Source organism: Spectribacter hydrogenoxidans (genome assembly GCF_031846275.1).
In the GTDB taxonomy this organism is placed as follows: Bacteria; Pseudomonadota; Gammaproteobacteria; order Nevskiales; family Salinisphaeraceae; genus Spectribacter; species Spectribacter hydrogenoxidans.
This window is the reverse complement of the sequence record NZ_JAVRIB010000007.1, coordinates 108539-130100: the sequence shown is the minus strand read 5'-3', so window position 1 is coordinate 130100 and position 21562 is coordinate 108539. Positions and strand designations below refer to the sequence as shown.

The window sequence follows — 21562 nt, the reverse complement described above, 5'->3', positions numbered from 1 at the left end:
GCCATGCTGGATAAGGTTCTGATTGCCAACCGCGGCGAAATCGCGCTGCGCATCCTGCGGGCCTGCCGCGAACTGGGCATTGATGTGGTTGCGGCCTATTCCACCGCCGACCGGGAGCAGAAACACGTGCTGCTGGCCGAAGAAGCCGTGTGCATCGGTCCGGCGCCGGCCGCCCAGAGCTACCTGAACATGGCGGCGCTGATGAGCACGGCCGAGGTTACCGGCGCCACCGGTATCCATCCGGGTTACGGATTCCTGTCGGAGAATGCGGATTTCGCGGAATCGGCCGAACGCTCGGGCTTCATCTTCATCGGCCCCACCGCCGAGACCATCCGGCTGATGGGCGACAAGACATCCGCGATCCAGGAAATGCAGACGGCCGGCGTGCCCTGCGTGCCCGGCTCCGGCGGTCCGCTGGCGGATGACGACGCCGGGAACCGCCGCATTGCCAAGGAAATCGGCTATCCGGTGATCGTCAAGGCGGTAGGCGGCGGCGGCGGCCGTGGCATGCACGTGGTCTACGAACAATCCGCGCTGGCCGGGGCGATCGACATGGCCCGGCGCGAGGCCGCCAGCGCCTTCGGCAACCCGCTGGTCTACATGGAGAAGTACCTGGAGACACCGCGCCACATCGAGATCCAGGTGCTGGCCGACCATCACGGCAATGTCATCCATCTGGGCGAACGTGACTGTTCGGTCCAGCGGCGCAACCAGAAAGTGATCGAGGAAAGTCCGGCCCCGGGCATCACCCCCGAGGAACGCGAGCGCATCGGCGCCCTGTGCGTAGCGGCCTGCCAGCGCATCGGCTACCGCGGCGCCGGCACCTTCGAGTTTCTCTACGAGAACGGCGAATTCCACTTCATCGAGATGAACACGCGCATCCAGGTGGAGCACCCGGTCACCGAGATGGTCACGGGGGTGGACCTGGTCGCCGAGCAGCTGCGCATCGCCGACGGTCAGAAACTGCGCTGGCGCCAGGAGGATATCCGCTTTACCGGCCACGCGATCGAATGCCGGATCAACGCCGAGCATCCCGAAACCTTCGTGCCGGCGCCGGGGCGGATCGAGAAGTATCATGCCCCCGGCGGGCCCGGCATCCGGGTGGACTCGCACGCCTACGGCGGCTATACCGTGCCGCCGCATTACGACTCCATGATCGGTAAGCTGATCGCCCACGGCGAGAACCGCGCCGCGGCCAGCGCCCGGATGCGCAACGCCCTGACCGAAATGGTGGTGGAGGGCATCCACACCAACATCGCGTTGCACCAACGCATCCTGGGTGAACACGCCCACATCGACGGCGGCGTGCACATTCACTATCTCGAACAGCTGCTGCGCGGGTCGTGACCGCTGCGGCGCCCGCATGGCTGCAGATCGAGACCAGCGGGGCCAGCCCGGCTCTGCTGGAGGCCGTCCTGGAAGCGGAGGGCGCGGTGGCCGTCACCGTCAGCGGCTCGGGTGACGAGATGCTGGTGGAAACCGCCCCCGGCCAGTCCCCGGCCTGGAACCGTGCCGCCGTCACCGGCCTGTTCCCCGGCGACCGTGATCCGGCCGAACTTGCCGCGGCACTGCGCGACGCGCTGGCCCCGCGGTCGGTCGACTGCCGCCCCGCCCTGATCGAGGACCGTGACTGGGTGCGGGCCTGGATGCAGGATTACCGCCCCATGCGTTTCGGCCGGCGGTTGTGGGTCTGCCCACACCATGCCGAGGTCGCCGCGGATCCCGCGTCGCCAGACCAGGCCATCATCCGGCTGGATCCCGGCCTGGCATTCGGCACCGGCACCCATCCCACCACCGCGCTGTGCCTGGAGTGGCTGGACGTTCATCCGCCCGTAGGCCGCCGCGTGCTCGACTACGGATGCGGCTCCGGCGTGCTGGCGCTGGCCGCCGCCAGCCTCGGCGCCGCCTACGTACAGGCCGTGGATATAGACCCGCAGTCGCTCGTCGCCACCCGTGACAACGCGGGCGCCAATCGACTCGAGCAGCGGGTCGACGTAGGTTCCGTGGAAGCCGCGACGCCGGCGGATGTGGTGCTGGCCAACATCCTGGCCGCGCCGTTGATCGACCTGGCGCCCACACTGGCGTCTCTGGTTCATTCCGGTGGTGACCTGTGTCTGTCCGGCCTGCTCGCAGAGCAGGCGGACGCAGTACAGGAGGCCTATACCGCGGACTTCGATTTCGTGGGCGGCGCCGCCCGCGACGGCTGGGTCCGCCTCGACGCCGTCCGGCACTGAAAACCCGCATAGCCATGACATACCGGCTGCTGCTTCTCTGCTCGATTCTGGCCATCACCGGCATCGCTGCGGCGTCGCCGGCCGAGAACCTGCACCGGAATCACGGCCGCTGGCTCGCCGATACGGGTCAACCGGCGCAGGCGATGGCAGCTTGGCGCAATGTCGCCACCCCGACGGCGGCGGCCGCAAAGGCCCTGCTGGCGCTCGACCTGACCGGCAGTGCCGGCAAGCATGTCCCTGCCATCGACGAACCCGTAAGCCGGCGCGAGACAAGAACCGCCCTCGCTCGTGCACAGTCCGCCCATAACCGGCCGGAGCAGGTCATCGCTACGCTGGCGCATGCCGACGAGTTGTCCCCCGACGAATCGCACCTGCTGGCCCTGGCCATGCTCCGGGCGGACCGTCCGCGGGATGCCGTCGACGTGCTGTATCGCCAGCGCGAGAAACGCGACCTTACCCCGCTGGAAAACTACAACCTGGCGGCTGCCTGGATGGCCATCGGTGCCGACGAGGCCGCTGCCGAAATGCTCGACGAACTGGGCCGCTATGGCGGCGAGGAGGCCGAGCCCCGCCTGCTGGCCAACCAGGCCAATCTCGCACTGGGCTACTGGCTACTGGAACGCGACCGCCCCAGCAGCGCGCGTGACGTGTTCCTGCGCATGGATACCGACACGGCCCTCACCGCCAAGGCCATGCTCGGTCTTGGCTGGGCGCAGCTGGGGATGCTCGATCTGCCCCAGGTGAAAACCAGCACCGACGTCCGAAGCTGCCGTCCGGGCAGCGCCCAGCTGTGGAAGGACGACGCCAGCCGTGACCAGGGCAAGCGCTGGGAATGCCGCACCCGCGAGTACGACCAGAGCCGCCGGATGGTCAACTTCATCCGCCTGCGCATGGGCGACAGCACCCAGCGGGAGCGGGCACTCGTGGCCTGGCAGACCGCCACGCGAAAAGGTCCGCCCACCGACCCGGTGGTGGCCGAAGCGATGGCCGTCCTGCCCCATGTCCTGGCTCGATCCGGCGATGCGGACAGTGCCGAGCGCGCCTATCGCGAGGCAATCGAGACCCTCAACCAGGCCCGGGCCGAGTTGACATCCAATGACGCATCGCTCCCGAATCGTCTGGCCGCGCAATTCCGACAACAGAACCAGCGCCTCGATGACGTGCAGCAACATCTGAATGAACAGACAAGCCGCGCCGAACGCCTCTCTGCTCCGGGGCCGGGCAGGCAACAGGCGCTGGATCGGCTCGGCCAGGTGCTGACCGAACTCCGGCGCGGCGGGGACTGGTCGCTGCCGCCACGCTCGCCGAGCGCGGTGGAACGCGGGCAGCTCAAGCTCGGACTGGACGCGCTCGACACCTACGACAGGGCGTTCGCGGACAATACCGCGCGGCGGGCAGAGTTGACCGAGGCCCTGGACCGGCAACAGGTAACGCTGGCAAAACTCACCCGCGATCTCGCCGAGACCGCCGAGACCGCCCGTCAAACCCAGCAACAGGCCACCGATCGGATGCTGGCTGCCTACCTGCAGCAGGCGCAGGCCGGGCTGACCGCCCTGCTGGCCCCCTGACTACCCACCTGCCATGAGGGCACCGCACGGCCTGGTCGCAGTACTGCTGGTCGCGGCTTCCCTGGTTGCAGCAGGATCCGCGGCCTGGCAAGCCGAGCGGCTGCACCAGGCCGATGCCCGCTGGCAGGCCGCGACCGACCGACCGCTTTCCGCTTTGTCGCAACTGCGGGCCCGACAGCTCGATGATGAGCCGCTCGCCGCGCAGCTTTACGCCGGGGCGGGCCTGACCACCTCGGCCGGCGCCATTCTGGAACGCCACCGCGGCGCGGATACCGCCCATCTGGCGCTGGCAGGTGCCCGGCTCGCCGCCGGCGATCCCGAAGCCGCCATCGCCGCGCTGACCCGCATGCGGCTGCAACTGGACCCCGAGGCTGCGCTGGCGCGCGCCCGGCTGCTCGCCCGGGCCCAGCTGCATCTGGGTCGCGGGGATCCAGCCGCCCTGGCGCTGGCAGGCCAGCGCGAAATCCAGACCCTGCCGCGGCTGGCCCGATACCACCTGGGCCTGGCCTGGCTGCAGACTGACGAACCCGAACGGGGTCTCGGCATCCTCCAGGCACTGGGCACCTATAGCGGCCCCGATCCCGCCGGCAAGCTGCTGGCCGACCAGGCCAACGTGCTACTCGGCTTCTGGCTGCTGAACCGCAATCGCGGCAGCCAGGCACGCCAGGCGTTTCTACGGGTACGTCTGAACCGACCCCTGAGCCGCAAGGCGATGCTCGGACTGGGCTGGTCGGAAATCAGCGCCGGGGCACTCACGCAATCGATCCTGGAGCGTCAGCTACAGGTCTGCCCGCCGGAGGATGCCGAACTCTGGGCCGACGCCGACCCCCTGCACCAGGTGAGCCGCCGCAGCTGTCGACAACGGCGTTTCGAGGACGACCAGCGCCTGATGGATTCGGCCGCTCTGCAGGCCACGGAATCCTCGCAATACCGTCGTGCCGCAGTGGCCTGGCGGGCAGCGATCCGCGGCGGTGCCCCCACCGATCCCGTGGTCGCCGAGGCCCTCGCCGCCCTGCCCCATGCGCTGTGGCGTGCAGGCGACGCCACCGGCGCGGAACAGGGTTTCCAGCGGGCCATCGGCCGGCTGGAAACCGCGGTGGCCGACGCGGCGGGTGCCGCACCGCCCGGCCGGCCCGACACCACTCGGCGCGCCCTGGGCGCGATCGCGAACAACCTGCGGACGATGCATCAGCATCTGGGCGCCCGCGGTGGCAGCCTTTCCGGACAACTGGCGCGTCTCCCCGACTCGGCACCGGTGCAGGATCTGGCGGCGGCATTGAATGCATGGCGCGCGGACAACGGTCGCGGATCGGCCCTGACCTTGATGCCGCACGGCGGTGTGGTCACGGCCCTGCCATCGACCCGGAACGCTTCGGCGGTAACCGCTGCCCCGGACGAGGCGCGCCTGCGCCGCCTGGCTGAACGAGTGCAAGAGCTTGCAACCCGCCATGCGGCGCTGGAACAGCAGCTCAGCCAGGCGGTCGAACAACAGCAGCAACAGCGCCGCGACCTCGTGACCGAGCAATTAAATCGCTACCTGAGCCATGCCCGCCAGGGGCTGGCAGCACTCTACCGGGCCGGCAATCCGGATACGCCATGACAGTTTCGGCAACGGTTGTCTATACTCGGGATTCGCGCGGCGACGACTCAAGGTTTCAACCGAGTTCGCCGATGACTTCAAGCGACGAGTCCCGCAAAAGCCCCCTTATGAATCGCCCTGCCTGCCAGATCATCGGGGTCATCCTGGCCCTGACGATGATTGCCGCCACTGCCGCCAAACCGGATGCCGAGATCGAACTGAGGGAGCTCGATCAGGCCACCCAGAATCTCAAGCAGGAGATGCTTGACCTCGAGGCGGAGCTGACCGATCTCGAACAGGAAATCAGCTATCCCGCCCCGCGCCGCTGGACCGTGTTCTTCACCGTGGATCCGGCAATGACCGATTTCATGCTCGACGCGGTGGAACTCAGCGTCGACGGCACGGTGGTCACGCGCCATCGCTACAGCGACCAGGAGCGGGCAGCCCTGGCCAACCAGGGCGCCCAGAAGCTGTTCATCGCGGGGCTCAACCCCGGCCCGCACCGGGTGCGGGTGCGATTCGAGGGACAGCTGGATAATCAGCCCTATCGCCGCGAGCAGCGCTTCACCATCGACAAACCCGAGGGCCCGCGGCTGCTCGAACTGCGGCTGTCCCCCGAGGTCACTGTGGACAACGCCGGCCGCAACAACGGTGGGCCCGGACTGCTCGCACGCAGCTACGACGACCTTCCATGACAGTCTGGCACTCCGCGGCCTTCGGCTTCTGCCTGGCCTGTGCCGCTGCGCCGGTCGGCGCCGCCGAGGCCCTGCGGGCGGCTCCGGCAAACGAGCTCCATGGCGCCCATGCGCAGTATCTGCAGCAGACCGGCGCCTCGCACGAGGTGCTGATCCATTATCAGGAAACACGTGAGGCCCAGGGACTTGCACGCGCGCGGTCGCTGCTGGCCGCGGGTCTGCTCGACCGGGTTGAGCAAATCCTGCAGACACTGAGCGACCAGCCGCCCGCGACCGAGCGCACCCGGCTGTGGTTCGAGTTGGCCAGAGCCCGGCATCAACGCGGCGCGCCAGAACGGGCGCTGGCCGCCCTGGACCGGGTGGTGCTCATGATCCCGGATGACATCGCCGGCCGCCTCGGCGGGTTGCGCGGGCAGCTCCAGCTGGCGGCCGGCCAACCCGCTGAGGCGGCAGCGACGCTGCGCCGCTGGATCGAGGATCACGATAACGATCTCACCGCGCGCTACAATCTCGGCGTGGCGCTGGTACGCGCCGGCCGGAATCAGGAAGGCGCCGGCGAACTCAACGAAATCGGACGCATGGATGCGGAAACGGCAAGCGCACGGGCATTACGCGACAAGGCGAATCTGGTCCTGGCCTTCGGCTTTCTGGAACTCGGCCAGGGTGCCACCGCGCGCGGGCTGTTCAAGCGCATCCGCCTGGACGGGCCGTTCTCGGACAAGGCCCTGCTCGGCCTGGGCTGGTCGGAACTGGCGCCCGACGGCGAACCGCAGGACCTGGTGCTGATGCGACGCATCCGCTGCCTGGAGGATCCCGCCCGGCTGCTGCCTGATTCCCTGCCGGTGCTGCGCCGGATGCCACGTGAATCCTGCGGCCGGCCACGGATGTTCCGCGACAGCGACGAATTCCAGTGGGAGGACGGCGGCGACACCGCGGAGGAACGCTATCGCCGGGCCCTGCGACCGTGGCTGGAACTGGCCGAACGCAATGCCGACGACGTCGCCGTGCAGGAAGCGCTGATGGCGACCGGCCACGCCTTCCAGCAGCTGGCGGCCAATCAGCGCGCGGAGACCGCCTATGCCGAGGCGCTGGACCAGCTCCTGCCCCGGCGCCAGGCCACCCAGGACCTGCTGGACCGGCTATCCACGTCCGCCACGATTGCAGAGCCGCGTCAGTCGGCCGATACCGATCCCGAGGCGCGTCTGCTACAGGCACTGGATATCCAGGCAGCGGCGCTGCCGGTGCCGCTGGCGGACATTCTCGCCCGGCCGGGGGTCCAAACCACCATCGCGGACATAAACGATCTCAGCATGAACTTCGACCGCCTCGACCACTGGCAGCAGCGAGTCGCCGAACTGGAACAGCCGGTCCAGCGGGAAGTGTTCCGAGAGGTGCTCGCGTCCGACACCCTGCCGCCCCGCCTGGCACAACGCCGCGACCGTCTGCGCGCAGCCGCGCAGCGCATTCAGGCCACCCGATCGCAGTTGATCGCAACCCTCAAGCAGCATGCCGACTTCCTGCGCGGGCAAACTCACCGTATCCTGAGTCGCCGCAAGGCGTTTCTCGACGCATATCTGGCCCAGATCCGGCGCGGACGGGCCACATTATTCGACACGGCTGCCGCCGGGGCCTCGGAGGGGGGTGCACCATGACACGCTGGTTTCACAGTCTCGGCCTGGGGGTCGCGGTGGGTCTGACCACGGCACTGGCCCAGGCACAGGATGAAGCCCCCGCCACGCTCAAGAGCCTGGAAGAGCGCCAGATCGAGATCACCCCCTCGGAGCCGCGCGAAGCCGGTCTCGAGGAGATGCGCGAGAATTACCGGGAACTGCTGAAGCTCACGCAGGACCCCAGCGAGCGCAATCCCATTCTCCGCCGCCTGGCTGACACCGAGCTGGCCATCGCCAGCCAGGCCGATGATCCGCGGGAACCCGCCCGCCGGGCGCTCAACATCTACCAGCGTCTGGTCGCGGTGCAGAGCTACCGCGAACGAGAAGCTGACCTGCTCTATCGTGCGGCGCACGCCGCGGACCTGGCCGGTGACACCGCCGCCGGCATCACCGCGCTGACCCGGCTGATCGACAGTTACCCGGATTTCAAGCTGATTCCGGAGGCCTATTTCCGCCGTGCCGAAACCCGGTTCGTCAATGGCAGCTACCGGGTGGCGGCCGAGGACTACACCTGGCTGATCGAGCGCGGCGAGGATGCCAGCTTCTATATCCAGTCGCTCTACAAGCGGGGCTGGTCGTATTACAAGCTGGCACGTCACCAGGATTCGCTGTCCGACGAACTCGAAGTGATCCGGCAGCTGGTCGGTACCGACGGCATTGCCGAGGACGGTACCCTGGCGGTGTCGGATATCTCCCAGGCCAGCGCCGAAGTGGCCCAGGATGCCCTGCGCAATATGACGCTCAACTTCGCGTTGCTGGGCGCCGAGTACACCCCGGCCGACTTCGTCGATCAGCAGCAGGCCCAGCCCTACGAGTACCTGCTCACGCAGAGGCTGATGGATTACTACCTGGACAAGGAGCGCTACACTGACGCCTCGGAAACGGCGCTGGCCTTCGCCCGCCGCAATCCCGAACACCCCCAGGCCAAGGCGCTGGAAGTGGCGTCCATCGAGGCCCTCGAGGCCGGCGGCTTCGACAAACCTGCCTTGGAGGCCAAACAGGCCTACGTGACCCGCTACGGCATCGACAAGCAGTCCTGGTACGGCGAGGACCCGCTCACCGTGGACGAGGTTCGCGAACGACTGCAGGAGTACCTGGACAGCATCACCAGCTCCTTGCACGCGGGCGCCCAGGAGACCGGGCTGACCGTGGACTACGAAGCCGCCGCCGAGTGGTACGCCCGCTATCTATCCATCTTCCCCGATACCCCGCGCGCCGCCGAGCTGGCCTTCCTGCGCGGTGAAGTCCTGTTCGAGGCGGATCGCTTCGCCGACGCCGCTACCATGTATGAGCAGGTGGCTTACGATGCGGCGCCCAATGAAAAGGCTGCGGAAGCCGGCTACGCGGCGATCCTGGCATGGCGCGAAGCCGCCGGTGATGCCGCCGCAACCGATCCGCGGGTGCTGGAATCCACCCAGCGCTTCGCCGAGCAGTATCCGGCCGAGGAAAACGCCATCAACGCTCTCGCCCGCCTGGCCGAGGACCGCTATCGCGCCGGGGAACTGGCCACCGCCGACGAACTGGCACAGCAGTTGATCGACCACCAGCCGCCGCCCAACAACACCCAGCTGACCAATGCCTGGCGTATCCGGGCCGCCGCCGCCCAGGATGCCGAAGCCTACGCCGACTCCGAAACCGCTCTGCGCTGGCTGCTCAACAACGCCACGCCGCAGGAAGGCGAGAACTGGGAACAGCAGTTAGCCACGGCAATCTACAAGCAGGGCGAAGTCCTGGTGGATGCCGGGGAGGACGAAGCGGCCGCCGAGGAGTTCCTGCGGTTGCGGAGCCTGGTGCCCGCCGGCACCGCCGAGGACGTGCGCGCGACCGCCCTGTACGACGCCGCCGCCGCCCAGATCCGCGCAGAAAATACCGGCGCCGCGATCAGCCTGCTGGAATCCTTCCGCAGCGAATACCCGAGCAACGAGCTGGCTGACGAGGCCACCCGCAAGCTGGCCGAACTGCATCTGGAAGACGGCAACAAGCTGGCGGCGGCCGACGAGTTCGCCCGCATCAGCCAGCAGACCCAGCTGGAGTCGGCCCAGCGTCTGGACGCCGCGATGCAGACGGCCCAGCTCAGCGCCGAGGCCGGCTCCACGAGCGCGGCGATCGCCGCCTACGAGTCATTGCTGACACAGCATTCGCCGGATTTCGAGACCACCATCGAAGCCCAGCACGCGTTGATCGACCTGCATCGGGACGGCGGCGATACGGCGGCGGCTGACGACTGGCGTCAGCGCCTGATCGACACCCATGCCGACAATGCCGGCGCGGCCACCGAGCGTACCCGGACGCTGGCCGCCCGGGCCTCGCTCAAGCTGGCCGGGGACAAGCGCGCCGCGTTCGACTCCACCCGCCTAAGCCTGCCGCTGGAACAGAGTCTGCCGGCCAAGAAGGACCGGCTGCAGGCGGCACTGGACGCCTACGGGCAGGCCGCAGACTATGGCATCGCCGAAGTGACCACCGCCGCCACATACCACACCGGCGATTTGTATTACGATTTCGGTCAGGCGCTGCTGGAATCGCCGCGCCCGTCGGAACTGTCCGGCAACGAGAAGGCGCAATACGAAATCCTGCTCGAGGAGCAGGCCTTCCCGTTCGAGGAGGATGCCATCGGCATCCATGAAGCCAATGTCGAGCGCATCGGCAACGGCATTTACGATGAATGGGTACGCAAGAGCCTGGCGCAACTGGCCGAACTGCTGCCCGCCCGGTACGCCAAGACGGAGCGCATGAGCGATGGCATTGTTACGGTTGAGTAAGCACTTGGCGCTGGTCGCCGGAGTGGCGTTGCTGGCCGCCGGCTGTGCCGTGGCCCCCGGTCCCGACCAGGACGGCACCGCCTCCAAGCCGGCCCGCACGACCGGGCTGTCCGGCGATCAGGCGGCCCGCTTCGAAAGCGGCGCCAGCGCGCTGCGCGCCGGCAACGCCGAGCGCGCCGCCGAGGTGTTCGATGCGCTCGCCCGCGAAGTACCGGACCTTGCGGAGGCCCACGCCAACCTGGGTACGGCGCGCATGCTGCAATCGCGCGACGATGAGGCGCGCGCGGCATTCGAAAAGGCGGTGGAACTCGAGCCCGGTCTGACCGAGGCACTGGTGCGTCTGGGCGTGCTCTACCGGCGCGACGGCCAGTTCCAGAAAGCGGAGCAGGCCTACAAGGCGGCACTGAACGCGGAACCCGACAACCGTTATGCGAATCTGAATCTCGGCATTCTGTACGACGTGTATCTGCGTCGGCCGCAGCAGGCTCTGACACACTATGAGCGCTTTCAGGCGCTCTCCGAACAGCCAGACGACGAGGTGGCGCTATGGATCGCCGACATCAAGCAACGACTCTAGCCGCCGGGCTGATGCTGGCCGTCAGCAGCCTGGCCCTGGCGCAACCGGAAGGACAGCCGGCCGCCGGGCCGGAAGCCGGCAGCAACATCTTCGGTTCCCAGGAACTGCCCAAGGGCCTGACCATCGTGCCGTGGAAGAAGGGCAGCGTGGGCGAACTGACCAGCGAGCCCACCCGGCTGGTCGAGGAGCCGCTGGAACCGATTGATCCCGACGAATTCCAGCGTCGGCTGGAATACTACGAACAGGCACAAGGGCAGTAATCAGGGCCCGCGTCGGTCCCACAGGCCCGTACCGGCACCGGGCGCCGGACCGGGGCGCATACAAATCAAGGAGATTGTTCAATGGAGGCCTACAACACCATCGTCAGCTTTTTCCAGAACGGCGGGCCATTCATGTTCCCGATCGTGTTCATTCTGGGACTGGGCCTGGCGATTGCACTGGAGCGCTGGTGGCATCTTCGCCGCACCGAAATCCGCAACCGCAAGGAATGGGACCGCCTGAGCCCGATCCTGGCCAGCGGCGATTACGACCGCGCCCAGTCCGCCACCGCGGATTCCAAGGCCGAGATCGGCACCATCCTCAACTACGGCCTGTCGCGCCTGCGTACCAGCCGCCGCCGCGAGGACGTGGAAATGGCCATGGAGGAATCACTGATGGAGACGGTGCCCAACCTCGAGCGCCGCACCCATTACTTGGCCACCTTCGCCAACATCGCCACCCTGCTGGGCCTTCTGGGCACCATCATTGGCCTGATTCAGGCCTTCACCGCGGTGGCCAATGCCGATCCGGCGGAGAAAGCCGATCTGCTGTCCGCCAGCATCTCAGTGGCCATGAACACCACCGCCTTCGGGCTGATGGTGGCAATTCCATTGCTGCTCATTCACGCCCTGCTGTCCACCAAGACCACCCATGTGGTGGATAGCCTGGAAATGGCGTCGGTGAAGTTCCTCAACACAGTGCCGGCACAGCGTCAGCAGGACGGGCAGACAGTTTGATGCGTCGCCGATTTTCCCACCGGCGTGACAAGGACGTCGGTGAACTCAATATCACCGCGTTCCTTAACCTGATGGTGATCCTGGTACCGTTCCTGCTGATCACCGCGGTGTTCACCAAGCTCGCGATCCTGGAACTCAACCTGCCCAGCGCCAGCGAGCAGACCGAGGAGGAGGACAAGCTGCGGCTGGAGGTAATCGTGCGCGACACGGCGTTGATCGTCGGTGACGGGCGCCGGCGCGTGGCCACCATCGAGCAGACAGACGACAGCAGCTTCGACTACGAGCGCCTCTCGGAAATCATGCAGGCAATCAAGGCCGAGAACCCTGATGTCACCGAGGCAAGCGTGCTGCTGGAGCCGGATACCGAATACGACATCCTGGTCAACGTGATGGATGCCGTGCGCATCACCAAACAGCCGGATCCAGACAACCCCGGCAAATCCGTATCGACGGAACTGTTCCCGGAAATCGCGCTCGGAGATGCGCCATGAGGACCTCTCGCCGCGCCCGCCGCATGGAGCGTCATCACAACCGCCAGAACCGGCGGCCGACGATGAACCTCGTGTCGCTGATGGATATCTTCACCATTCTGGTGTTCTTCCTGCTGGTGAATGCGTCGGATGTGCAGACGCTGCCGAGCCCCAAGGATCTGGATCTGCCCGAATCCAGCGCCGAAAAGCAGGCCGAGGACACCATCGTGGTGATGCTGACCCGTGACCGAATCCTGGTGAACGGCCGGGAGATCATCGATCACGAAAGCGCAATGGCCGGTGACGAGGCCACCATCCCGGCGCTGGCCGAGGCCCTGCAGCGCAGCGCGCTTGATGACCCCGAACCGGCAGCCGAGGGCGAAGCACCCGTCGGTCGCGGCCAGATCACCGTCATGGCGCACAAGGAACTACCCTATCGCCTGATCCGGAAAGTCATGCTCACCGGTACCGCCGCCGAATTCGGGCGAGTATCGCTGGCCGTCCTACAGGAACCCCAGGGATGAGTGCGATCGCCCTTGGCCCGCAACTGCCATGGAGCGCGGACGACCGCGCCGACCGCCGGTTCTCCGGCATCCTGTTCGGCATCCTGCTGCCGATCCTGCTGCTGTCGCTGCTGATGCCGCTGCTGCCGCTGTTCGAGCTGCCGGAAGACGAACAGGATGACGAACTGCCGCCGAGGCTGGCGGAGCTGGTGATCGAGCAGCAGGAGCCGCCGCCACCGCCTCCCCCACCGGAACCAGTACAACAGCAGGAACCACCGCCGGAACCGGTGCCGGAGCCCGAACCCGAGCCGACGCCGGAACCCGAACCGCAACCCCAGCCTGAACCAGAGGTGGCCGAACCCACACCCCAGCCGCGGGCGCGCGATTCCGGCGTGATGGCCTTCGCCGATCAGCTTCAGGACGTGCGCAACAACCAGGCAACGCAGTCGGTGCGCTCCCAGCGCGACCTGTCCGCAGGCGCAGCGGCCAACACCAATACCCGCCGGCTGATCACCAGCGATCTGGGTGAAGGCAGCACCGGCATCCAGTCCCAGGTGGGGTCGCCGGGTGAACTGGGCGGCGGCACCGAACTGGCCGGCCGCAGCACCACCCGGGTCGAGGGGCCACCGGGCGGCGGCCAGGCTGTTGGCGGCGGCAGTGGCCGCAGTGGCAGCGGCGGTCAGGCCGCGCGATCGGTGGAATCCATTCAGGTGGTGTTTGATCGCAACAAGAGTTCGCTGTTTTCCATCTACCAGCGTGGGCTGCGCACCAATCCCGGCATGCGCGGCACGGTGGTTCTGGAACTCGAGATCCAGCCCTCCGGGGAAGTCACCTCGGCATCCATCGTGTCCAGCGACCTGGACAACCCGGAACTGGAGGACAAGATTCTCAATCGTGTCCGCCTGATCAATTTCGGTGCCCAGGAGGGCGTGCCCGTATGGCGCGGCAACTATCCGATTCGCTTCTTCCCGTCCTAGGCAACCCCGAGTGCGCTTGGGGTTTGCCTGTTTCGAGCTTGCGGTTATAGTGATCGACCGCTTACCGCTGACGCGCGTGCTCCGTATCGCCGATGACTGACCGTCGCCCGGACCAACCGATCCCGCTGAGTCATCATGTCAGCGATAGTCTGGATGCGTACTTCCGGGCCCTCAATGGCTGTCAACCGCCCAGCGATCTGTACCGAATGGTGCTGGAACAGGTGGAAAAGCCGCTACTGTCGTCAGTGCTGGAATACAGCGCCGGTAATCAGTCACGTGCCGCCGAGGTACTGGGGATCAACCGCGGCACGCTGCGCAAGAAACTGAAACAGTACGCGCTGGATCGCTAGTCCGGCGCCCAATCCCGAAGGAGTTTGAACATGGCCGATGCCGGGCCCGTGCGTCGCGCATTACTGAGTGTTTCCGACAAGCGCGGGCTGGTCGCGCTGGCCACCGGCCTGGTCGAACAGAACGTCCATCTGCTTTCCACCGGCGGCACCGCCCGGGCGCTGCGCGAGGCCGACCTGCCGGTCACCGATGTCAGCGAACACACCGGCGCCCCGGAACTCATGGACGGGCGGGTAAAAACGCTGCACCCCCGCATTCACGGCGGCATTCTCGGACGCCGCGACGTGGACAGCGCGGTGATGGCCGAGCACGGCATCGAGCCGATCGACCTGGTGGTGGTCAACCTGTACCCGTTTGCCGACACTATCGCACGGCCCGACTGCCCCTTCGCCGAGGCAATCGAGAACATCGACATCGGCGGCCCGACGCTGATTCGCGCGGCCGCCAAGAACCACGCCTTCGTCACCGTGGCGGTGGACCCGGACGACTACCCGGCCCTGCTCGACGCCATGCGCGCCCACAATGGCGGGATTCCGGCTAACCAGCGGGTGCAGCTGGCCGGCAAGGCCTTCGCCCACACCGCCGGCTACGACGACGCCATCGCCAATTACCTGGGGCGAATCTCAGCGGATGGTGAGCGCGAAACCTTCCCGGCCACCTTCAACCGCCAGTATCAGCGGCAGGCCGTGCTGCGCTACGGGGAAAACCCCCATCAGGCCGCGGCTTTCTATCACCAGGCCAACCCGCCCGCCGGCAGCCTGGCCGGCGCCGAGCAGCTGCAGGGCAAGGAACTCTCCTACAACAACCTGGCCGATGCGGATGCCGCTCTCGCCTGCATCCGGGCCTTCGACGACAACACCCCGACCTGCGTGATCGTCAAGCATGCCAACCCCTGCGGCGTGGCCACGGGACGCGACGGCGAGGCCGCCTATCGGCGCGCCTTCGCCACCGATCCGGTGTCCGCTTTCGGCGGCATCATCGCTTTCAACAGTGAGCTGGGCGGCCCCGCAGCGAAGGCAATCGTCGACAATCAGTTCGCGGAAGTCGTCATTGCACCAGCGGTGAATGATGCCGCCCGCCAGGCCCTGGCCAGCAAGAAGAACGTGCGCGTGCTGCAAACGGGTTGGCCGGCCGCCACCGCAGCAGCGCTCACCTTCAAGCCGATCAGCGGCGGGCTGCTGGTCCAGGATGACGATCTCCCGCTGCTGGACGAAACCAGCCTGAAGATCGCCACGGCACGCACGCCCACCGAACAGGAACACGCCGACCTGCTGTTTGCCTGGCGCGTGGCCAAGTATGTCAAGTCGAACGCCATCGTTTATGCGCGCGACGGGCAGACCGTGGGCATCGGCGCCGGTCAGATGAGCCGGGTGGATTCCGCCCGCATCGCCGGCATCAAGGCCGGGGAGGCGGGGCTGGAAGTGTCCGGCGCGGTGATGGCCTCGGATGCCTTCTTTCCCTTCCGCGACGGCATTGACGCGGCCGCGAAGGCCGGCATCAGGGCGGTGATCCAGCCGGGCGGTTCCATCCGCGACGACGAAGTGATCGCCGCCGCCGACGAAGCCGGTATTGCCATGCTATTGACGGGGATGCGTCATTTCCGGCACTAAAGCCGGATGACGCGACAAATCCGAAGCCGGCTTCTGGGCTGCCTGGCCGCAGCCACCCTCTTGCTCTTGATGGCCAGCCCGGCCATCTACGCGGCAGACGGGGATGTCCTCGTGTGGCAGATCCGCCCGTCGCTGGACCGGTTACCGCCGGCCCTGGACGGGCTGCTGGTCCAGCTGCAGCAGACCGCGTCACCCCGAATCGCCGTGCACAACCTGACCGGGGATACGCTCGAGATTCTCGACCAGGGCGATCAACCATTCCTGCGCATCGGCCCGCACGAGACCGCTGCGAATCTGGCCAGCACTGCCTTTCACCGCAGCCGCTATGCCGAGGACCGGCAGCCGCCGGCCAGCGCTGCCGGCGAACCACGCTGGCAGCGAGTGGACAACGGTCCGGCCTGGGCCTGGTTCGATTCCCGCCTGCGGGTCGACGGCATGACGGTGCCAACGCTGCGAGAATACGAGGACGAGGTGCTGGTCCAGCGCTGGGCCATCCCGGTGCGTTTCCGTGGCGAGGAACACATCATCTCCGGTTACTTTCTGTACCGCGATGCGCCCAACGGGCTCTACCGCACCCGCCTGGCGCCGGACCAGGCGCCCGCGGACAATGTCAGCGTTTACCCCCTGGCCGGACTGGTGCCGGGGGTGTTCATCGCCAACCGCGGCAATGCCAGCTTCACCGTTCTGGGCATCGAGAATGAACCCTTCGTGCGCTTCATCCCCGGCAAGGTGCTGATCAATCGCCGCAGCCCCACCTGGCGCATCGCCGCCCCTTCGGACTCGCCCCTGCGCCACGACGACGGCGGCGAGGGGCCGAAATGGGCGGTGGCATCGACCACCGGCGGGTTCGGCTGGCGCGATCCACGCGCATTCCACCAGGGCGATCCGCCCGCGGACCGGCGCCAGCCGGCCGTGGTCGGCGATTGGTCGATTCCCGTGGACGTTGAAGGCGAAACAATCGAAATCCGTGGCAGCACCGAGTGGCTGCCGGGCCACGGCGGCTGAAACCAGCCGCGTCGGCGTTATTCCGCCTGATCGCGCATCACGGTAACCACGATCTGGCGTTCGTGGCGCCCGGCCCGATGTTCATAGAGATATACCCCCTGCCAGGTGCCGAGATTGAGGCCACCGTCGGTTACCAGCAGCATCAGCGACATGCCGGTGAGAATGCTGCGGATATGGGCCGGCATGTCATCCGGGCCCTCGCTATCGTGCACGTAGCGCGGATCACCATCGGGCACGGCGTCGGCCAGCCAGCGTTCCAGATCGGCCCGGACATCGGGGTCTGCATTCTCACAGATCATCAGCGACGCGCTGGTATGGCGGCAGAAGACATGGCAGAGGCCGGTGACCATCCCGGTATCGGCCAGCACTGCGGCCACCTCGCGGGTGATGTCGATGGTGCCGCGACCGGCGGTCGCGAAGGAAAGCAGTTGCTGCGGCATGGGCGTGTCACCCCGTGCGGTCGAAATTCGCGGCCGACGGTAGGCAGCCCCGGCCGTCGATGCAAGCGGATCAGTCGGTCAGGAAATACTCGACCGTAGTCACCACACGCACACGCTTGACCTGTGGCGACAGCCGGTCACGGTCCTCGATCGAGAAATAACCCTGGCGCGCGCGGCGGATGCCGCCCACTTCGCTGCCCGAATCCTCGGCGAACTGTTCGGCGGCTTCGCGGGCGCTTTTCGTGGCTTCGGCAATCATGTCCGGCTTGATCTCGTTGAGCCGGGTAAACAGATACTCGGTGGGATACTCGTAGTTGCGGTTGAGCGTCACCCCGGCCGCGACTAGTGCATTGGTTTCCTGCTGCGCGGCCTTGACCGCGTCCACCTTGTCGGTGCGCACCAGGGCCACGGCCTGGGCCTGGTAGCGCTGGTCCGCGTTGTTACTGGAGAAGGCGTCGCGGTCGGTGATGTTGGGCGGCCCGCGGGTGATTTCCCCGGAGGTGAACCCCCGCTCGGTCAGGAACGTGGCGATGGCTTCGGCGTCCTGGTCGAGCGCGCGATGCAGGCCTTCCAGATCGTCGGCGGTGGTGGTGTAGGCCAGCGACCAGAGCGCGAGGTCGGCCGCCACTTCCCGTTCGGCCAGACCCTTGACCTCCACCACCCGGTCCCCGGCGCGCAGGGCGCGGGCCGCATCGGCCACGAACCAGCCGGCCGCGGCCAGACCAACCGCCACGAATGCACCCAGAATGCCGGCTGCTACTCGTCCCTGTGTCATGACCTCATCCTCAGCGTGATTAAGGCTCGATCTTATCCCAACCGCCGTGTCACGGCGGGCTCAGCGACACCGAATCGGCATAGGAAAACGGCAGACTCACCGGCACCCCGGCCACCCGCAGGGCACCAGCCAGCACGTAATCCACCGCACCCCCGCCCTGTTTCTGCCATTCGCGATAGCGGGACATGCCATCGAGCAGGTCTCCCGCCACGCTGATCTGCACCTGGCTGGATCCGTTGGCGGGCAGCGTAAAGCCCTCGCTGGTGGCGCCGTCGGCCAGTGCCTCGCCCTGCACCAGCAATTCGTAGTCGATGCCGTCGATGGCCAGCGCATAGCCATTCGGGTTGGACACGTCCAGCGTCACATCAAGCACCTGTTCGGTGAACGAGAATTTTGCCAGCGCTATATTGGCCACTCGCACGCCAGGTGCTTCGGCCTGATAGGTCCGCAGCGCGGCGCAGCCGCTTACCAGAGCCACCAGCGACATCCAGGCAAGTCCCCGGGCCCACCGGGACGATCGTTTCATGCTTGTCATGCGAAATCCGCCTGTCGGAACTATTGCTGTGGAGCCTAACGCATCCGGCCCGCGCGGTGGCTCAGACCCGCCGGATGGGCGCCCCGACCCGGAATGTCCGCAGATTCTCCGCAAGCTGCGAAACCAGCCGGCGACGGGCCTCGAGAGTGCCCCAGGCGCTGTGCGGCGTGAGGATCAGATTGGGAATGTCGTCGGCCAGCAGCGGATGATCCGCGGGCGGCGGCTCGGTACTGAACACGTCGATCCCGGCCCCGCCGATCCCGCCGGCCCGCAGCGCCTCCGCCAGCGCCGCCTCATCCACCAGTCCGCCGCGGGCGGTATTGATCAGCAGCGCATGGCCAGGCATCCGCGCCAGCGCGTCGGCATCGAACAGATGGCGCGTGGTCTCGGTCAGCGGACAGTGCAGGGTCAGCGCATCCGCCTGTGCCAGCACCGCTTCGAACGACAACCGCCCGGGCCGGATATCGCCGGCGCCCGGCCGCTCGGCCACCAGCACCTCCATGTCCAGGGCCTCGGCCACCCGGGCCACGCCGCGTCCCAGTTCACCGTGGCCGACAATGCCCAGCCGCCGCCCGGCCAGTTCAGCAATCGGATAATCCAGCAGGCAGAACGTGCCGGCCCGCTGCCAGTCGCCACGCCGGATCGCGGCATCGTAATCCTGCCAGCGGGTCGCCAGCGCGGTCAGCAGCGCCGTGACGTGCTGCACCACCGCGGGCGTGGCGTAGCCGCGACAATTGCAGACCACGATGCCCAGCTCCCGGCAGGCGTCGAGATCGACGTTGTTGGTGCCAGTGGCCATCACTGCCACCAGCTTGAGCCGGTCGGCCGCTGCCAGAGCCTCGCGGTCCAGCGGGACCTTGTTGACCAGCGCCACATCGAAGCCGGCCAGGCGGCCCGCGACCGCGGTCGGCGCGGTTGCGTCGTGGCAGACCAGCGTATCGACTTCGGCGCGGATCGGAGCAAAGTCCAGATCGCCCCGGTCCAGCGGCAGCCGGTCGAGCATGACGGCACGAGGATTGATGGACAAACCGGAACCGGATGGCGTGAGTTGACCACACCCATTCTACTGCCCGGCGGCAACAAGGAATCTGCGGCGCGGGCGAGAGTGCCGCAGCGTTGACGCACCTCGCGGTAACCAGGCGACGTGACCGTCGCTGATCAGAGCGTGCGGGGCCACGCCCCACGCCGGCAGATCCTGCCCTTCGCCCGATCTGCGCGGGATCAGACGATCAGCCGCGACCTGCCCGACGAGTTCAGCGGCATGGTAGCCACGGCAGTGCAGGTGGCGACCGGCTGGCGCTTCATCGCGCTACCGCAACGGACGCTTTTCAGGACGCGTCCAGTTTGGCCGTCATGAACTTGTTGACTTCCTTGGGATTGGCCTTGCCCTGGGAGGCTTTCATCACCTGCCCGACCAGGAAGCCGACGACCTTGGTCTTGCCGGCTTTGTACTGCTCGACCTGATCCGGGTTGTTGGCAATCACCTCGTCCACGAACGCCTCGATCGCGCCGGTATCGGTGATCTGCTTGAGGCCCCGGGCCTCGATAATCTCGTCCGCCGTACGCCCCTCGCCCTTCCAGAGCGACTCGAACACGTCCTTGGCGATCTTGCCGGAGATGGTGTTGTCGTGGATACGGGCGATCAGACCGCCCAGGGCCTCGGCGCCCAGGGGGGAATCGGTTAGTTCCAGGCCGTCCCGGTTGAGAGCACCCGCGAGTTCGGTGAGCACCCAATTGGCGGCCTGCTTGCCGCCGGCGCCGTCGGCCGCGGCGACCACAGCCTCGAAGTAGTCGGCCTGTTCGCGGGTGGCGGTGAGCTGGTTGGCATCGGCCGTCGACAGGCCGTAGTCGGCGGCAAAGCGCTCGGCCTTGGCGTCGGGCAGCTCGGGCAGACGCGCCCGGGCGGATTCGACGAAGGCTTCGTCGATTTCAACCGGCAGCAGGTCCGGGTCCGGAAAGTAGCGGTAGTCGTGAGCCTCTTCCTTGCTGCGCATGGATCGGGTTTCGCCGCGGTCAGCATCGAACAGACGGGTTTCCTGCACGATATTGCCGCCATCCTCCAGGACTTCGATCTGTCGCTCAATCTCGAAGGCAATCGCCTTTTCCAGATTGCGAAAGGAGTTGACGTTCTTGGTTTCGGTGCGGGTGCCGAATTCCTCGGACCCCTGCGGCCGAACCGAGACGTTGGCGTCCACCCGGAAGGAGCCTTCCTGCATGTTGCCGTCGCAGATATCGAGGTAACGCACCAGCGAGTGCATCTTGCGGGCATAGGCTGCGGCCTCGGCCGGCGTTCGAAGGTCGGGTTCGGACACGCACTCGACCAGCGGGGTACCGGCGCGATTGAGGTCGATGCCGGTCATGCTCTCGAAGCCCTCGTGCAGGGACTTGCCGGCGTCCTCCTCCAGATGGGCACGGGTAATGCCGATCGTGCGTGGCTCGCCACCCGCCTCCGCGACAATCTCCAGGCGGCCGTTGGCCACGATCGGCAGCTCGTACTGGCTGATCTGGTAGCCCTTGGGCAGGTCCGGGTAGAAGTAGTGCTTGCGAGCAAATACCGAGCGTGGGGCGATATCGGCATTGATGGCCAGCCCGAACATCACCGCCCGCCGGATGACCTCCTTGTTGATCACCGGCAGCACACCGGGCATGCCCAGATCGATGGCGCAGGCCTGGCGGTTGGGCTCGGCACCATAGGCGGTGGAGGCGCCGGAGAATATCTTGCTCTGCGTGCTGAGCTGGATGTGAATCTCCAGCCCGATGACGGCTTCCCAATTCATAATCAGGCCCTGTCTAACCGCAAAGGGCGCAAAAAGCGCAAAGGG

At 66.9% G+C, this 21562-nt stretch carries 21 protein-coding genes; 16 read left to right on the top strand and 5 right to left on the bottom strand.

All coding sequences use genetic code 11. The features are described 5' to 3' along the window. Nucleotides 1-3 precede the first annotated feature (3 nt). From accC to RM532_RS08315, 16 genes are all read left to right on the top strand, one after another. Nucleotides 4-1347 (top strand): acetyl-CoA carboxylase biotin carboxylase subunit, encoded by a 1344-nt coding sequence (accC, locus tag RM532_RS08390; protein ID WP_311652816.1) that lies wholly within the window; start codon nucleotides 4-6, stop codon nucleotides 1345-1347. After that, on the top strand, nucleotides 1344-2234 hold the full coding sequence (gene prmA / locus RM532_RS08385; RefSeq protein ID WP_311652814.1) for a 50S ribosomal protein L11 methyltransferase: 891 nt from the start codon (nucleotides 1344-1346) through the stop codon (nucleotides 2232-2234). The genes accC and prmA overlap by 4 nt, the downstream gene beginning before the upstream one ends. A gap of 14 nt (nucleotides 2235-2248) precedes the next feature. Beyond that, nucleotides 2249-3802, top strand: a complete 1554-nt coding sequence (locus RM532_RS08380; RefSeq protein WP_311652813.1) for a hypothetical protein — start codon at nucleotides 2249-2251, stop codon at nucleotides 3800-3802. A gap of 13 nt (nucleotides 3803-3815) precedes the next feature. Then, nucleotides 3816-5402: a hypothetical protein gene (locus RM532_RS08375; protein WP_311652812.1), complete on the top strand. Its 1587-nt coding sequence runs from the start codon at nucleotides 3816-3818 to the stop codon at nucleotides 5400-5402. Between the two features lie 107 nt (nucleotides 5403-5509). Next, complete coding sequence (locus RM532_RS08370; RefSeq protein ID WP_311652811.1) at nucleotides 5510-6076, top strand: hypothetical protein; 567 nt, start codon at nucleotides 5510-5512, stop codon at nucleotides 6074-6076. After that, complete coding sequence (locus tag RM532_RS08365) at nucleotides 6073-7728, top strand: tetratricopeptide repeat protein (RefSeq protein ID WP_311652810.1); 1656 nt, start codon at nucleotides 6073-6075, stop codon at nucleotides 7726-7728. The genes RM532_RS08370 and RM532_RS08365 overlap by 4 nt, the downstream gene beginning before the upstream one ends. Continuing rightward, a complete protein-coding gene (locus RM532_RS08360) occupies nucleotides 7725-10505 on the top strand; it encodes a tetratricopeptide repeat protein (protein ID WP_311652808.1) in 2781 nt (926 codons plus the stop codon). The genes RM532_RS08365 and RM532_RS08360 overlap by 4 nt, the downstream gene beginning before the upstream one ends. Continuing rightward, the gene (locus tag RM532_RS08355) at nucleotides 10498-11082 is read left to right on the top strand and encodes a tetratricopeptide repeat protein (protein WP_311652806.1); all 585 of its coding nucleotides are present in this window, start codon (nucleotides 10498-10500) and stop codon (nucleotides 11080-11082) included. Before RM532_RS08360 ends, RM532_RS08355 begins: the two co-directional genes overlap by 8 nt. Beyond that, nucleotides 11052-11342 (top strand): hypothetical protein, encoded by a 291-nt coding sequence (locus RM532_RS08350; RefSeq protein ID WP_311652805.1) that lies wholly within the window; start codon nucleotides 11052-11054, stop codon nucleotides 11340-11342. The genes RM532_RS08355 and RM532_RS08350 overlap by 31 nt, the downstream gene beginning before the upstream one ends. Before the next feature lie 81 nt (nucleotides 11343-11423). Then, the gene (locus tag RM532_RS08345; RefSeq protein ID WP_311652804.1) at nucleotides 11424-12077 is read left to right on the top strand and encodes a MotA/TolQ/ExbB proton channel family protein; all 654 of its coding nucleotides are present in this window, start codon (nucleotides 11424-11426) and stop codon (nucleotides 12075-12077) included. After that, nucleotides 12077-12568 carry an ExbD/TolR family protein gene (locus tag RM532_RS08340; protein ID WP_311652802.1) on the top strand — a complete coding sequence of 164 codons (492 nt, stop codon included), beginning with the start codon at nucleotides 12077-12079 and terminating at the stop codon, nucleotides 12566-12568. The genes RM532_RS08345 and RM532_RS08340 overlap by 1 nt, the downstream gene beginning before the upstream one ends. After that, entirely contained in the window at nucleotides 12565-13071 is a 507-nt protein-coding gene (locus RM532_RS08335; RefSeq protein WP_311652801.1) for an ExbD/TolR family protein, read from the top strand. The genes RM532_RS08340 and RM532_RS08335 overlap by 4 nt, the downstream gene beginning before the upstream one ends. Then, nucleotides 13068-14027, top strand: a complete 960-nt coding sequence (locus RM532_RS08330; RefSeq protein ID WP_311652800.1) for an AgmX/PglI C-terminal domain-containing protein — start codon at nucleotides 13068-13070, stop codon at nucleotides 14025-14027. Before RM532_RS08335 ends, RM532_RS08330 begins: the two co-directional genes overlap by 4 nt. 92 nt (nucleotides 14028-14119) lie before the next feature. Next, nucleotides 14120-14377: a helix-turn-helix domain-containing protein gene (locus RM532_RS08325; protein WP_311652799.1), complete on the top strand. Its 258-nt coding sequence runs from the start codon at nucleotides 14120-14122 to the stop codon at nucleotides 14375-14377. Nucleotides 14378-14407: 30 nt separating this feature from the next. After that, complete coding sequence (gene purH / locus RM532_RS08320) at nucleotides 14408-15985, top strand: bifunctional phosphoribosylaminoimidazolecarboxamide formyltransferase/IMP cyclohydrolase (protein ID WP_311652798.1); 1578 nt, start codon at nucleotides 14408-14410, stop codon at nucleotides 15983-15985. Between the two features lie 6 nt (nucleotides 15986-15991). Next, nucleotides 15992-16990, top strand: coding sequence for a hypothetical protein (locus RM532_RS08315; RefSeq protein WP_311652797.1), 999 nt, complete (start codon nucleotides 15992-15994; stop codon nucleotides 16988-16990). 17 nt (nucleotides 16991-17007) lie between these two features. On the opposite strand, the gene RM532_RS08310 is transcribed toward RM532_RS08315, so the two are convergent. The 5 genes from RM532_RS08310 to gatB form a co-directional block, all read right to left on the bottom strand. After that, a complete protein-coding gene (locus RM532_RS08310) occupies nucleotides 17008-17430 on the bottom strand; it encodes a secondary thiamine-phosphate synthase enzyme YjbQ (protein ID WP_311652796.1) in 423 nt (140 codons plus the stop codon). Nucleotides 17431-17500: 70 nt separating this feature from the next. Then, nucleotides 17501-18205, bottom strand: a complete 705-nt coding sequence (locus RM532_RS08305; protein WP_311652795.1) for an SIMPL domain-containing protein — start codon at nucleotides 18203-18205, stop codon at nucleotides 17501-17503. Between the two features lie 49 nt (nucleotides 18206-18254). Further along, nucleotides 18255-18731: an LEA/WHy family protein gene (locus RM532_RS08300; protein WP_311652794.1), complete on the bottom strand. Its 477-nt coding sequence runs from the start codon at nucleotides 18729-18731 to the stop codon at nucleotides 18255-18257. 70 nt (nucleotides 18732-18801) lie between these two features. Beyond that, nucleotides 18802-19761: a 2-hydroxyacid dehydrogenase gene (locus tag RM532_RS08295; protein ID WP_349255291.1), complete on the bottom strand. Its 960-nt coding sequence runs from the start codon at nucleotides 19759-19761 to the stop codon at nucleotides 18802-18804. Between the two features lie 307 nt (nucleotides 19762-20068). Beyond that, complete coding sequence (gene gatB / locus RM532_RS08290) at nucleotides 20069-21517, bottom strand: Asp-tRNA(Asn)/Glu-tRNA(Gln) amidotransferase subunit GatB (RefSeq protein WP_311652792.1); 1449 nt, start codon at nucleotides 21515-21517, stop codon at nucleotides 20069-20071. Nucleotides 21518-21562 lie beyond the last annotated feature (45 nt).